Origin of the sequence: Streptomyces sp. BR123 (genome assembly GCF_013401435.1) — a bacterium.
Taxonomy (GTDB): Bacteria; Actinomycetota; Actinomycetes; order Streptomycetales; family Streptomycetaceae; genus Streptomyces.
This window is the reverse complement of sequence record NZ_JACBGN010000011.1, coordinates 1-12,367: the sequence shown is the minus strand read 5'-3', so window position 1 is coordinate 12,367 and position 12,367 is coordinate 1. Positions and strand designations below refer to the sequence as shown.

Annotated in this window: 12 protein-coding genes; 5 read left to right on the top strand and 7 right to left on the bottom strand. The window is 72.8% G+C overall.

Going from position 1 to position 12,367, the window contains the following annotated elements; all coding sequences use genetic code 11:
- The first annotated feature begins 20 nt into the window (after positions 1–20).
- Together HYE82_RS03170 and HYE82_RS03165 are read left to right on the top strand one after the other, a co-directional pair.
- The gene (locus HYE82_RS03170) at positions 21–746 is read left to right on the top strand and encodes a MerR family transcriptional regulator (RefSeq protein ID WP_179172355.1); all 726 of its coding nucleotides are present in this window, start codon (positions 21–23) and stop codon (positions 744–746) included.
- A 54-nt stretch (positions 747–800) separates the two neighbouring features.
- Positions 801–1,454, top strand: a complete 654-nt coding sequence (locus HYE82_RS03165) for a 1,4-alpha-glucan branching protein (protein WP_179172354.1) — start codon at positions 801–803, stop codon at positions 1,452–1,454.
- 158 nt (positions 1,455–1,612) lie between these two features.
- Here HYE82_RS03165 and HYE82_RS03160 read toward each other — a convergent pair whose 3' ends face one another.
- The 6 genes from HYE82_RS03160 to HYE82_RS03135 form a co-directional block, all read right to left on the bottom strand.
- Complete coding sequence (locus HYE82_RS03160; protein ID WP_179172353.1) at positions 1,613–3,784, bottom strand: 3-hydroxyacyl-CoA dehydrogenase NAD-binding domain-containing protein; 2,172 nt, start codon at positions 3,782–3,784, stop codon at positions 1,613–1,615.
- Positions 3,785–3,838: 54 nt separating this feature from the next.
- A complete protein-coding gene (locus tag HYE82_RS03155; protein WP_179172352.1) occupies positions 3,839–5,053 on the bottom strand; it encodes an acetyl-CoA C-acetyltransferase in 1,215 nt (404 codons plus the stop codon).
- Between the two features lie 22 nt (positions 5,054–5,075).
- The gene (locus tag HYE82_RS03150) at positions 5,076–6,218 is read right to left on the bottom strand and encodes an acyl-CoA dehydrogenase family protein (RefSeq protein ID WP_179172351.1); all 1,143 of its coding nucleotides are present in this window, start codon (positions 6,216–6,218) and stop codon (positions 5,076–5,078) included.
- A 9-nt stretch (positions 6,219–6,227) separates the two neighbouring features.
- On the bottom strand, positions 6,228–7,256 hold the full coding sequence (locus HYE82_RS03145) for an LLM class F420-dependent oxidoreductase (protein ID WP_179172350.1): 1,029 nt from the start codon (positions 7,254–7,256) through the stop codon (positions 6,228–6,230).
- A complete protein-coding gene (locus HYE82_RS03140) occupies positions 7,256–8,494 on the bottom strand; it encodes a CaiB/BaiF CoA-transferase family protein (RefSeq protein ID WP_179172349.1) in 1,239 nt (412 codons plus the stop codon). The genes HYE82_RS03145 and HYE82_RS03140 overlap by 1 nt, the downstream gene beginning before the upstream one ends.
- Before the next feature lie 93 nt (positions 8,495–8,587).
- On the bottom strand, positions 8,588–8,986 hold the full coding sequence (locus HYE82_RS03135; RefSeq protein ID WP_179172348.1) for an MmcQ/YjbR family DNA-binding protein: 399 nt from the start codon (positions 8,984–8,986) through the stop codon (positions 8,588–8,590).
- Between the two features lie 184 nt (positions 8,987–9,170).
- Between HYE82_RS03135 and HYE82_RS03130 the strand changes: the two genes are divergently transcribed.
- Both HYE82_RS03130 and HYE82_RS03125 read left to right on the top strand, forming a co-directional pair.
- On the top strand, positions 9,171–9,437 hold the full coding sequence (locus HYE82_RS03130) for a hypothetical protein (protein ID WP_179172347.1): 267 nt from the start codon (positions 9,171–9,173) through the stop codon (positions 9,435–9,437).
- 170 nt (positions 9,438–9,607) lie between these two features.
- The gene (locus HYE82_RS03125; protein ID WP_179172346.1) at positions 9,608–10,822 is read left to right on the top strand and encodes a trans-acting enoyl reductase family protein; all 1,215 of its coding nucleotides are present in this window, start codon (positions 9,608–9,610) and stop codon (positions 10,820–10,822) included.
- 22 nt (positions 10,823–10,844) lie between these two features.
- Here the strand turns inward: HYE82_RS03125 and HYE82_RS03120 are convergent, their stop codons facing one another.
- On the bottom strand, positions 10,845–11,522 hold the full coding sequence (locus HYE82_RS03120; RefSeq protein WP_179172345.1) for an endonuclease V: 678 nt from the start codon (positions 11,520–11,522) through the stop codon (positions 10,845–10,847).
- A 26-nt stretch (positions 11,523–11,548) separates the two neighbouring features.
- Between HYE82_RS03120 and HYE82_RS03115 the strand changes: the two genes are divergently transcribed.
- Positions 11,549–11,848, top strand: a complete 300-nt coding sequence (locus tag HYE82_RS03115; RefSeq protein WP_179172344.1) for a YciI family protein — start codon at positions 11,549–11,551, stop codon at positions 11,846–11,848.
- The last annotated feature ends 519 nt before the right edge of the window (positions 11,849–12,367 follow it).

Here is a 12,367-nt window from a genome sequence, read left to right as displayed (position 1 = left end):
AGAGCGGGGCGAGAGACCACATGACCACCGGGGTACCCGAGCCCACGCTCACCGTCGACGAGCTCGCTTCCCGGGCGGGGGTCACCGTCCGCACCGTACGGTTCTACAGCACCCGCGGCCTTTTGCCCCCTCCCGTGATCGGACCACGTCGCGTGGGGCATTACGGTCCCGAACACCTGTCGCGGCTGGCGCTGATCGAGGAGCTCCAGCACCAGGGCATGACCCTGTCCGCCATCGAGCGCTACCTCGACGCCCTGCCCGACGACCTGAGCGCGCACGACCTGGCCATCCACCGGGCGCTGGTGGCGTCCTGGGCGCCGGACTCGGCCGAGGAGGTGTCCCGGGAGGAGCTGGAGAAGCGGGCCGGGCGGCCGCTGCCGGAGGAGGACCTGCGCCGCCTCGCCGCGATGGACGTGATTGCGGACAGCGGCGGGGGGTTCCGGGTGGACCTGTCGCTGCTGCGGCTCGGGGTGGCGCTGCTCGACGTGCCGATCTCCCACGCGACGATCCTGGCGGCGCGCCGGGTGATGCTGGAGCACGCCCGGGCGACGGCGCAGGAGTTGACCCGCCTCTTCCGCGACGAGGTGTGGGGGCCGTTCACCGAGGGCGAGGACGATCCGGAGCGGGTGGAGTCCATGAAGGCCCTGTCGGCGCACATGCAGCCGATGATGGTGCAGGCTCTGGTGACCGCGTTCCAGCGGTCGCTGCGGGAGGAACTGAAGGCGGCGTTCGCCACGGGCGATTGAGCCCGGCCCGCACGGAACACCCAACTCCGGTGCGTGGAGGGTAGGTTCGGCCGCATGGCAGTGATCCACAGAACCACGATGACCCCCACCAAGCTGGAGCTCCTCGCCGCCTGGCTCCCCGCGCAGCCCTGGTACACGGCCACGGGCGTCGCTCCGGAGCCGGTCAGGGCCGGCGGTTTCCGCCTCGACGACCCGGAGGGCGAGGTGGGCATCGACTTCATGGTCGTGGCCGACGCCTCCGCCGAGCCGCCGGTCGCCTACCACGTGCCGCTGACCTACCGGGGCGCCCCGCTCGACGGCGCCGGGGCGGGTCTGCTGGGCACCTCGGAGCACGGTGTGCTCGGCAAGCGCTGGATCTACGACGCCACGCACGACCCGGTGGCCGTGGAGCGGCTGCTGGCCCTGCTGCGGGGCGAGGCCGAACCGCAGGCGCAGAGCGTCTCCGACACCCCCGACCCGACGGTCGGCACGGAGAACCCGGCCGCCGCGCTGCCGGGCCCGGCCCCGGACGCCGCCCCGCGGACCGCCCACGGGCCGCAGGGCACCGAGATCCGGGTGGAGGGGCTGTCCGCCGCCCTGTCCGTGACGCGCGTCCTGCGGCCGGATGCGCCGGCCGACGGCGCGGCCGCGGTCGTCGCCGGCTGGACCCTGCCCGACGGGACGGAGCACCGCGGGGTGTTCGCCGCCCTGCCGCCCGGCACGGCCTGACACCGGCTGCACACCGGCCCGGTCCCGGCCGGAGAGCGCCCCGCGCCACGGCCGCTCCGGGGACCCGCGGTCCCGGGAGCGGCCGTACCCGGACGGCACCGGCCGGACCCGACGGAACGGGTCCGGACGAACCGGACCCGGCCCGCCGCACGCACCCGTCAGTCGGCGTACGTCTCCCCGCGCTCGGCCTTGGCGACCAGCGAGGCGGGCGGGGTGAACCGCTCGCCGTACTGGGCGGCCAGCTCCCGCGCGCGGGCCACGAAGCCCGGCAGCCCGCCCTCGTAGCCGTTGATGTACTGGATGACGCCGCCGGTCCAGGCCGGGAAGCCGATGCCCATGATGGAGCCGATGTTGGCGTCGGCGATCGAGGTCAGCACGCCCTCGTCGAGGCAGCGGACGGTGTCCAGCGCCTCGGAGAAGAGCATCCGCTCCTTCATGTCCTCGAAGGGGATCTCCGCGTCCGGCTTGGCGAAGTGCTCGCGCAGCCCCGGCCAGATCCGGACCCGCTTGCCCGCCTCGTCGTACTCGTAGAAGCCGGCGCCGCCGCTGCGCCCGGGGCGGTCGAAGTCGTCGACCATCCGGTCGATGACCACGTCCGCCGGGTGCGCGGTCCACGAGCGGCCCTCGGCCTCGACGGCCTTGCGGGTCTCGTTGCGGATCTTGCGCGGGAGGGTGAGGGTGAGCTCGTCCATCAGGGAGAGCACCTTGGCCGGGTAGCCGGCCTGGGCCGCGGCCTGCTCGATGGAGGCGGGCTCGATGCCCTCGCCGACCATCGCGACGCCCTCGTTGATGAACTGGCCGATGACCCGCGAGGTGAAGAAGCCGCGGGAGTCGTTGACCACGATCGGGGTCTTGTTGATCTGTCGGACGAGGTCGAAGGCTCGGGCGATGGCCTCGTCGCCGGTGCGCTCCCCCTTGATGATCTCCACGAGGGGCATCTTGTCGACGGGCGAGAAGAAGTGCAGCCCGATGAAGTCGCCGGGCCGGTCGACGCCCTCGGCCAGCCCGGTGATGGGCAGGGTGGAGGTGTTGGAGCACAGCAGCGCGTCGGGGGCGACGACGTCCTGGATCTCCTGGAACACCCGGTGCTTGAGGGCGGTGTCCTCGAAGACGGCCTCGATCACGGCGTCGCAGCCCGCCAGGTCGGCGCTGTCGGCGGTCGGGGTGATCCGGGCCAGCAGCGCGTCCCGCTTGGCCTCGGTGGTGCGGCCCTTGGCGAGGGCCTTGTCGAGGAGCTTCTCCGAGTACGCCTTGCCCTTCGCCGCGGCCTGCGCGGTGACGTCCTTGAGGACCACCTCGATGCCGGCGCGGGCGCAGGAGTAGGCGATGCCCGCGCCCATCATCCCGGCGCCGAGGACGGCGACCTTGCGGACGGGGCGGGGCTCGAAGCCCTGCGGGCGGCTGCGTCCGGCGTTGACGGCCTGGAGGTCGAAGAAGAACGCCTGGATCATGTTCTTGGCGGTCTGGCCGGTCACCAGCTCGGTGAAGTAGCGGGCCTCGATGGTCAGCGCGGTCTCGAAGTCCACCTGGGCGCCCTCGACGGCGCAGGCCATGATGTTGCGCGGGGCCGGGTACGGGGCCCCGTTCAGCTGCTTCTTGAGGTTCGCGGGGAACGCCGGGAGGTTGGCGGCGAACCGCGGGTTCGACGGCGTACCGCCGGGGATCTTGTAGCCGGGGACGTCCCAGGGCTGCTGCGACTCGGGGTGGGCGTCGATGAAGGCGCGCGCCTTGGTGAGCATCTCCTCGCGGGTGGCGGCCAGTTCGTGGACGAGCCCGTTGTCGAGGGCGCGCTGCGGGGTGTACTGGGTGCCCTGGAGCAGGACCTTCAGCAGGGCGTCGGTGATGCCCATGAGGCGGACGGTGCGGGTGACGCCGCCGCCGGCCGGGAGCAGGCCGAGGGTGACCTCGGGCAGGCCGATCTTCGAGCCGGGCGCGTCGAGGGCGATCCGGTGGTGGGAGGCGAGGCAGATCTCGTAACCGCCGCCGAGGGCGGCCCCGTTGATGGCGGCGACGACCGGCTTGCCGAGGGTCTCGATGCGGCGCAGCGACCGCTTGATCTCGCTGCCGGTGTCGAAGGCGAGCTGTGCGTCCTCGGGGCGCAGCCGGATCATGTCCTTGAGGTCGCCGCCGGCGAAGAAGGTCTTCTTGGCGGAGGTGTAGATGATGCCGCGGATGGAGTCCTTCTCGGCCTCGGCGCGGTCCGCGATGGCCGCGATGGAGTCCTTGAAGGCCTGGTTCATCGTGTTGGCGGACTGGTCGGGGTCGTCGAGGACGAGAGTGACGACGCCGGTCTCGTCCTGCTCCCAGCGGATCGTGGTGGACTCGCTCATGTTCGCTACTTCCGTGTCGGCAGTGTCGGGAGGGATCGGGGGTGCAGGACGGTTTCAGAGGCGCTCGACGACGGTCGCGATGCCCATGCCGCCGCCGACGCAGAGGGTGACGAGGCCGTAGCGCTTGTCCTGGCGCTCCAGTTCGTCGATGACGGTGCCGAGGATCATCGCGCCGGTGGCGCCGAGGGGGTGGCCGAGGGCGATGGCGCCGCCGTTGACGTTGACCTTGTCGAGGGAGACGCCCATGTCCTTGACGAAGCGCAGGACGACGCCGGCGAAGGCCTCGTTGATCTCGATGAGGTCGATGTCGTCGATGGTCAGGCCGGCCTTGGCGAGGGCCTTGCGGGTGGCCGGCGCGGGGCCGGTCAGCATGATGGTGGGCTCGGATCCGGAGACGGCCGCGGAGACGATCCGGGCGCGCGGGGTGAGGCCGGCGCGCTCGCCGGCCTCGCGGGAGCCGATCGCGACGAGCGAGGCGCCGTCGACGATGCCGGAGGAGTTGCCCGCGTGGTGGACGTGGTCGATCTTCTCGACCCAGTGGTACTTCTGCAGGGCGACGGCGTCGAAGCCGCCGAGTTCGCCGATGTCCGCGAAGGACGGCTTGAGCTTGGCGAGGGTGTCGGCTGTGGTGCCGGGGCGGATGAACTCGTCGTGGTCGAGGACGACGAGGCCGTTGCGGTCGGTGACCGGGACGAGGGACCGGGCGAAGCGGTCCTCCTTCACGGCGGTCGCGGCGCGCTCCTGGGAGAGGGCCGCGTACTCGTCGACGTCGCGGCGGGAGAAGCCCTCGATGGTGGCGATCAGGTCGGCGCCGATGCCCTGGGGGACGAAGTTGACGTCCCAGTTCGTCATCGGGTCGTTGAACCAGGCGCCGCCGTCCGAAGCCATCGGGACCCGGGACATCGACTCCACGCCGCCCGCGAGGACCAGGTCCTCCCAGCCGGAGCGCACCTTGGCGGCGGCCATGTTGACGGCCTCCAGGCCGGAGGCGCAGAAGCGGTTCTCCTGTACGCCGGCCACGGTGTCCGGCAGCCCCGCGGCGACGGCCGCGACACGGGCGATGTCGGAGCCCTGGTCGCCGACCGGGCCGACGACGCCGAGGACGATGTCGTCGATGGCGGCCGGGTCCAGGCCGGGGTTGCGGTCGCGCAGGGCGTGGATGAGGCCGACGACCAGGTCGATCGGCTTGGTGCCGTGCAGGGAGCCGCTGGCCTTGCCTCGGCCGCGCGGCGTGCGGATCGCGTCGTACACGTACGCTTCGGTGCTCACTGGTCAAGCCTTTCGAGGGAGGTTAGCCGAGGAGGGAACGACCGATGATCTCCTTCATGATCTCGGTCGTGCCGCCGTAGATGGTCTGGATGCGGCCGTCGGTGAACGCCCGCGCGACCCGGTATTCGGTCATGTAGCCGTATCCGCCGTGGAGTTGCAGGCAGCGGTCGGCGACCCGCTTCTGGAGCTCGGTCGCCCACCACTTCGCCATGGAGGCGTGGACGTGGTCGAGTTCGCCCGCGGAGTGGTCGGTGATGCAGCGGTCCACGAAGGCGCGGGTGACGGCGCACTCGGTGGCCATCTCCGCTATCTCGAAGCGGACGTGCTGGAGCTTGGACAGCGGCCGCCCGAACGCCTCGCGCTCCTTGACGTACTGCGTGGTGATCTCCAGCAGGTGCTCGGCACCGGCGATGGCGGCCATCGCGATGCCCATCCGCTCCTGCGCGAGGTGGTTCATCAGGTGGCCGAAGGCGCCGTTCAGCTCTCCGAGCAGGTTCTCCTTGGGGACGCGTACGTCGTTGAAGAACAGCTCGGCGGTGTCCTGCGCCTTCTGGCCGATCTTGTCGAGGTTGCGGCCGCGTTCGAAGCCCTCCGCGCCGCGCTCGACGACGAGCAGCGACAGGCCGTGCGCCCCGCCCTCCGGCGTGGTCCTGGCGACCACGATCACCAGGTCGGCGAGGATGCCGTTGGAGATGAAGGTCTTGGAGCCGCCCAGCACCCAGTGGTCGCCGCGGTCCTCGGCGGTGGTGCGGATGCCCTGGAGGTCGGAGCCGGCGCCCGGCTCGGTCATCGCGATCGCGGTGACCGTCTCGCCGGAGCAGAACCCGGGCAGCCAGCGGCGCTTCTGCTCCTCGGTGGCCAGGTTGGTCAGGTACGGGCCGATGATGTCGTTGTGCAGGCCGATCGCCAGGCCCGGGGTGCCGGCCCGGGTGAACTCCTCGGCGATCACGGCGGCGTAGCGGAAGTCGGTGTTCCCGCCGCCGCCGTACTCCTCCGGGACGGCCAGGCCCAGCAGCCCCTGCCGGCCCGCGGCCCGCCAGACCTCGCGGCTGACGATGCCGTCCTTCTCCCACTGCTCGTAGTGCGGCAGCACCTCCTTGGCGAGGAAGGTGCGGACGGTCTCGCGGAACGCCTCGTGGTCGGCGTCGAAGATGCGGCGTTGCATCGGATCCCCCTACTGGAGCCAGCTCTTGACGGTTTCGATCAGCCGCGCGGGCTCGGGTCCGACGGGCGTCACGTTGAGCATGGTGACCCCGGCCTCGCGGAAGGCCTCCACGCGCTCGCGTACGTAGCCCGCGGGCCCGCACAGCGTCATGAGCTCGCAGAACTCGTCCGGCACGGCGGCCGCGGCGTCGCGCTTGCGGCCGGCGAGGTAGAGCTCCTGGATCTTCCGGGCCTCCTCCTCGTAGCCGTAGGCGACGGCGAGGTCGTTGTAGAAGTTCTTGCCGACCGCGCCCATCCCGCCGACGTACAGCGCGATCTGCGGGCGCGCGAGGTCCCGTACGGCGGCCGCGTCCTCGCCGATGGCGAGCAGGCCGCCCGCGACGGTCTGCAGCGGGCCGAGCGCGGGGTCGCGGCGCGCGGCGCCCTCGGCGAGCGGGCCGCCCCACACGGCGTGGGCCTTCTCGGGGATGAACAGGGTGGGCAGCCAGCCGTCGGCGATCTCGGCGGTCATCCGGACGTTCGCCGGGCCGAGGGAGGCGATGTAGACGGGGATGGAGGGGCGGACGGGCCGGGTGAGGATCTTCAGCGGCTTGCCGTGCCGGCCGCCCTTCTCCGGCGGCAGCGGCATGTCGGTGATGCCGTGGTGGTCGATGGTCTCCCGGCGCCAGATCCGGCGGCACAGGTCGACGGTCTCGCGGGTCCGGCCGAGCGGCCGGTCGTACGGCTTCCCGTGCCAGCCCTCGACGACCTGCGGGCCGGAGGCTCCGAGGCCCAGCAGGGCGCGGCCGCCGGAGAGGGCGTCCAGCCCGGCTGCCGTCTGGGCGATGAGGGCGGGGGTGCGGGAGTAGACGTTGACGATGGCCGAGCCGATCTTCATGCGCTCGGTGCGGGCCGCGAGGTAGCCCATGATCGTCGGCGCGTCGAAGCCCCAGGCCTCGGCCACCCACACCGCGTCGAGTCCGGCCGGCTCCAGGGCGGCGGCCTCGTCGGCGGCCCGGCGCGGGTCGCCGGCGTAGTCGAGCATCATCGACAGCTCCATCAGGCGTCCCCGCCCTTTCCGGTCAGGGCCGGCACGTCCCATTCGCGGGCCACGGCTGCGGTGTCCGCCCCCGGCTGTGCGGGGCCGCCGGCCATCACGGCCGGGGTCGCGGAGAACCGGGGCGCGGGGGCGGGCTGGGTGATCCCGCCGAAGTCGGTGAAGGTCCCGCGGGCGGCGAGGTGCGGGTGGTGCGGGGCCTCGCGCAGCGACAGGACGGGGGCCACGCAGGCGTCCGTCCCCTCGAAGACCGCCGTCCACTCCTCGCGCGTACGGGACTTGAAGCGCGCGGCCACGGCCTCGCGGAGCTCGCCCCACCGGGCCGGGTCCTTGCGGGCGGACGACTGGTCGGCGAGGCCGAGCAGTTCGGTGAAGCGGTCGTAGAACTGCTGCTCCAGGGCGCCGACCGCCATGTGGCCGCCGTCGGCGGTCTCGTAGGTGCCGTAGAAGGGGCAGCCGCCGTCGAGGAGGTTGGCGCCGCGCCGGTCCTGCCAGCCGCCGGCCGCCATCATCCCGTGGATCATCGCGGTGAGGTGGGCGGTGCCGTCGACGATGGCCGCGTCCACGACCTGGCCGGTACCGTCCGGGGTCCGGGCGTGCCGGAGGGCGGCGAGAACGCCGATCACGAGGTAGAGCGAGCCGCCCGCGTAGTCCCCCAGGAGGTTCGCGGGGACGGCAGGGGGCCCGTCCGGTGTGCCGATCATGCCGAGGGCGCCGGTCACGGCGATGTAGGCGATGTCGTGCCCGGCCGCGTGCGCGAGGGGGCCGTCCTGGCCCCAGCCGGTCATCCGGCCGTACACGAGCCCCGGGTTGCGGGCGTGGCAGTCGGCCGGGCCGACGCCGAGCCGCTCGGCGACCCCGGGGCGCATGCCCTCGATGAGGACGTCGGCCCGCTCGACCAGGTCCAGGACCTGTGCGGGGCCCTGCGGGGACTTCAGGTCGACCAGCACGGAGCGCTTGTTGCGGTTGGTGAGGTCGTACGCGGGGTCGATCCCCAGGCCGGCGCCGCCGGGGCGGTCCACCCGTACGACATCGGCCCCGAGGTCGGCGAGGAGCATGGCGGCGAACGGGCCGGGGCCGATGCCCGCCAGCTCGACGACGCGCACGCCGGAGAGGGGGCCGCGGACGCCGTGCCCGTGGTCCTGGCCGTGGTCCTGGCCGTGGGCACGGCCCTGGCTGCGGTCCTTCCCGTCCCGGTGTTCGTCGTGCCCGTGCTCGTGCCCGGCACCTGTCACTGCCATCGAGCCCCCAGCGTCCTGGTCTGCGAGTGTGACACAACTGATGTAACACCAGTGATGCTAGGAATGCGCTCCACCCAGCACAAGAGCAAGCGCTTAGCCGTTTGCCGCGATCCGCGCGTCCAACTCCTTGGCCTGCCGCTTCAGCGCCACGGTCCGGTAGCTCTCCTCCACCCATTCGCACAGCACCTGGGCGGACGGCGCGCCCTGCGCCTCCAGCGGCACCGAGACCCAGCCGGACCGGCCCAGGCCGTAGCCGGTCGGCTGCGCCCCTGGGGCGGACATGGCGTGGCCGTGCAGCGCCTCGTCCTTCAGCTTGACGGAGAGGCCGAGCGGCTGCGGGCCGTCGGCGCTGCCCAGAAAGACGAAAATCTTCTTGTTGACCTTCACGACGCAGTCCTCGGGGCCCCACGGGAACTCCTCCACCGCCTCGGGAAGCCCCAGGGCGAACTCCCGCACCGCCTCCCACTTGCGCAGCGCAGCCTTCACGCGCACCTCCGTTCACCGCCGTTCGCACGCGCCCTTGCGGACGGGCCCGGGCTCACGCTAGCCCCGTCCACCGCCGCGGGCCGGGCAACCGGACCGTACTGCTCCGGCATTCGCCCTCCCGCCTGCGCAAACCCGGCCGCGGCTACATCTACCTGCCGCTGGCGGCGGGCGAGCCCGTATCACCGGCTTCGTGCTGAACTCCACGGTGACCAACACCGAGGACAACGGCTACCTCGCCGTCTCCCCGGACCCCAACACCCTCGACCAGTACATCGACGACACGGCCACCTGGCCGGCCGCCCCCACCTCCTCCACCCTCAACTGGACGGTGGGCAAGACGGTGCCGAACCTCGTCCAGGCCAGCACCGGCGCCAACGGCATCGTCGACTTCTGGAACCAGAGCGACGGCAACGCCGACCTCATCGTCGACGTCTTCGGCATGTACCAGGACAACTGACCGGGCAGCCGAACCGTCTCGTGCCGGGCGCAGGAGGATGTCCGCACCCGCAGGGGACGTCCGCACCCGGAGCCCCGCCGGCGGCCCTCCGGGCCACTGGCGGGGCGCCGGCCGGTACCCGCCCGCCGCACGCTAGCCTCGGCCACCAGTACGAGCCGGGAGGAGCCGTGATGGACGCAGAGGTTCGGCAGACCGAGCGAACGGGACCGGGACGTGACCGGGCCTACGACGTCGTACTCTTCGGCGCGACCGGGTTCGTGGGGGCGCTCACCGCCGAGTACCTCGCCCGGCACGCCCCCGCCGGCTGCCGCTGGGCCCTCGCCGGCCGCGACCCCGGCAAGCTGGAGCGGCTGCGCGAACGGCTCGCCGCCCTGTACCCCGGATGCGCCGACGTGCCGCTGCTCCGCGCGGACGCCTCCGACCCGGCCGCCGTACGGGAGCTGGCCGCCGCCACCCGGGTCCTCGCCACGACGGTCGGACCGTACGTCCTGTACGGCACGGAGCTGGTCGCCGCATGCGCCGAGGAGGGCACCGACTACGTGGACCTCACCGGCGAGCCGGAGTTCGTGGACCGCGTGTTCGTCGAGCACGACGCCCGCGCCCGCGAGACCGGGGCGCGCCTGGTCCACGCCTGCGGCTTCGACTGCATCCCCGCCGACCTCGGCACCTACTTCACCGTGCAGCAGCTGCCGGAGGGCGCCGCGCTGCAGGTCGACGCGTTCGTGCGGTCCAACGCCCTCTTCTCGGGCGGCACCCTGGCCTCCGCCCTCACCGCGATGGGCCGCGGACCGCAGGCCATGGCCGCGGCGCGCGCCCGGAGGCTGCACGAGCCCCGGCTGCCGGGGCGGCGCGTACGGGGGCCGCTGGGCGTACCGCGGTTCAGCCGGGAGACCGGCACCTGGGCGATGCCGCTGCCCTCCCTGGACCCGCGGGTCGTGACCCGGTCGGCGGCCGCGCTGGAGCGGTACGGGCCGGACTTCCGCTACCGGCACTACGCCTCGGTCAAGCACCTCCCGGTCGCCGTGGGCGGCGCGGTGGCGGTCGGCGCGACGGCGGCCCTGGCCCAGCTGCCGTCGGCCCGCCGCTGGATGTCGGGCCGGTGGGGGCCGGGCGAGGGCCCGGACGCCGAGCGGCGGGCACGCAGCTGGTTCTCGGTCCGCTTCGTGGGCGAGGGCGGCGGGCGCCGCGTGTTCACCGAGGTGTCGGGCGGCGACCCGGGCTACGACGAGACCGCCAAGATGCTGGCCGAGTCGGCGCTGTGCCTCGCGTACGACGCCCTGCCGCAGCACGCGGGCCAGCTCACCACGGCGGTGGCGATGGGTGACGCCCTCCTGGACCGGCTCCAGACGGCGGGGATCCGGTTCCGGGTGGCCGCGGTGAACTGAGGGGCTGAGGAGACCTCGGGGCTCAGGAGGCTTCGCGCAGGGCCCGGCGGCACAGGGAGTCGGCGTGCCGCGTGGTCTCCGGGATCCGGAACCGGGGGCTCAGCGCGAGGGCGTGGGCGCAGGCGTTGTCGAGCGAGATCCGGTGGCCGACGGAGACGTACACCGGCTTGATCGCGTCCTGGGTCCGCAAGGCCCGCCCCACAACGGCCCCGTCGGCGGCGAGCAGTGGGGCGGCGTCCCCGCGCCGGGCACCGGGCTCCTCGTAGGTGAAGGTGAAGGGGTTCTTCGCGACCCCCATGCTCGGCAGCCCGGTCACCACCCCGAGGTGGCACGCCAGACCGAAGCCGCGGGGATGGGCGAGCCCGTAGCCGTCGCAGACCACGAGATCCGGGGCGGCGGTCAGGGCGTCGAGGGCGGCCAGAACGGTCGGCAGCTCACGGAAGGCGAGGAGCCCGGGCACGTAGGGGAAGCTGACGTGCCCGACGGCCGTCCTCTCCTCGACGACGTCGAGGGTGGCGGCGTCGAGGACGACGGCCGCGGCGGCGACCAGGTCCCGCTCGTCGTCGTACGCCACGTCCACCCCGGCGACGAGCCCCCGCCCGGGCAACGGCCCGGGCTCGTCGAGTACGACCAGATTGCGCAGTTCATCCTGTATCGCCCGGGCCTCGGCCTCGTTGGCGGGGGTCTTCACAGTCGTCATGATGGTGCGAGAGTAACCTGACGATCATGTTCGTCATGGAGCTCACCTACACAGCGCCCATCGAAGCCGTCGAAGAGGAGCTGGACGCCCACATCGCCTGGCTCGACGGCCACTACGCCTCGGGCGTCTTCCTCGCCTCGGGCCGCAAGGTCCCGCGGGACGGCGGCATCATCCTGGCGGCGGGAGTCTCCCGCGCGGAAGTCGAGCGGATCGCGGAGGAGGACCCCTTCACGGTGGCCGGCGTCTGCGAATACCGCATCACGGAGTTCATCGCCACGAAGACGTCGACAGACCTCGCCCCGGTCCGCGAACACCTGGCGACGTAGGGCGGGCAACGACCGCCGGGCGGCAAGCGGCAAGCGGCAGCAGCAAGCAGCGGCAGCGCACTGCGTGACCGCGGCACGGCAGGCGGTGTCACGGTCGACCGGGGTCGCAGGGGTGTCCGGGGGCGTCCCGGCCGCCCATCGTCCTTCCGGTGCGGGCCGGCCTGTAAAGGGCGCTCCTCCTTCGTCGTCGCGTCGCTGCGCGATGGCCTTCGGCCACCCTTGACAGACCGACCCGCCCCGGAATGCCAAAGAGCTGCCGGGAAGCCCCCGAAGGATGGCCAGGGGGACAAGTCAACGGACGGGTCTCGTCGGAGAAGCAGGGCCCGGGCTCCGCCTCGCAGCGCCACCAAGCCCCCAGGACCACCAAGGCCGCCCGGCGCCGGGGCCCCGGGCGCCCAAGGACAGCCTCCGAAGCCGAAGCCAGAGCCCGCCCGGAAGCGATGAGGCCCCAACCTGCAGGAAAGGTCGACCAGAAGCCCATCGGGACACCCGAACCGCCCCAGATCGCTACGCGCTCCT

Bases quoted from the DNA above. Each gene is read 5' to 3' on its own strand.
- HYE82_RS03120 (WP_179172345.1), bottom strand. From the start codon at position 11,522: ATGACGACTGTGAAGACCCCCGCCAACGAGGCCGAGGCCCGGGCGATA.
- HYE82_RS03170 (WP_179172355.1), top strand. From the start codon at position 21: ATGACCACCGGGGTACCCGAGCCCACGCTCACCGTCGACGAGCTCGCT.
- HYE82_RS03115 (WP_179172344.1), top strand. From the start codon at position 11,549: ATGTTCGTCATGGAGCTCACCTACACAGCGCCCATCGAAGCCGTCGAA.
- HYE82_RS03160 (WP_179172353.1), bottom strand. From the start codon at position 3,784: ATGAGCGAGTCCACCACGATCCGCTGGGAGCAGGACGAGACCGGCGTC.
- HYE82_RS03125 (WP_179172346.1), top strand. From the start codon at position 9,608: ATGGACGCAGAGGTTCGGCAGACCGAGCGAACGGGACCGGGACGTGAC.
- HYE82_RS03165 (WP_179172354.1), top strand. From the start codon at position 801: ATGGCAGTGATCCACAGAACCACGATGACCCCCACCAAGCTGGAGCTC.
- HYE82_RS03150 (WP_179172351.1), bottom strand. From the start codon at position 6,218: ATGCAACGCCGCATCTTCGACGCCGACCACGAGGCGTTCCGCGAGACC.
- HYE82_RS03145 (WP_179172350.1), bottom strand. From the start codon at position 7,256: ATGGAGCTGTCGATGATGCTCGACTACGCCGGCGACCCGCGCCGGGCC.
- HYE82_RS03140 (WP_179172349.1), bottom strand. From the start codon at position 8,494: ATGGCAGTGACAGGTGCCGGGCACGAGCACGGGCACGACGAACACCGG.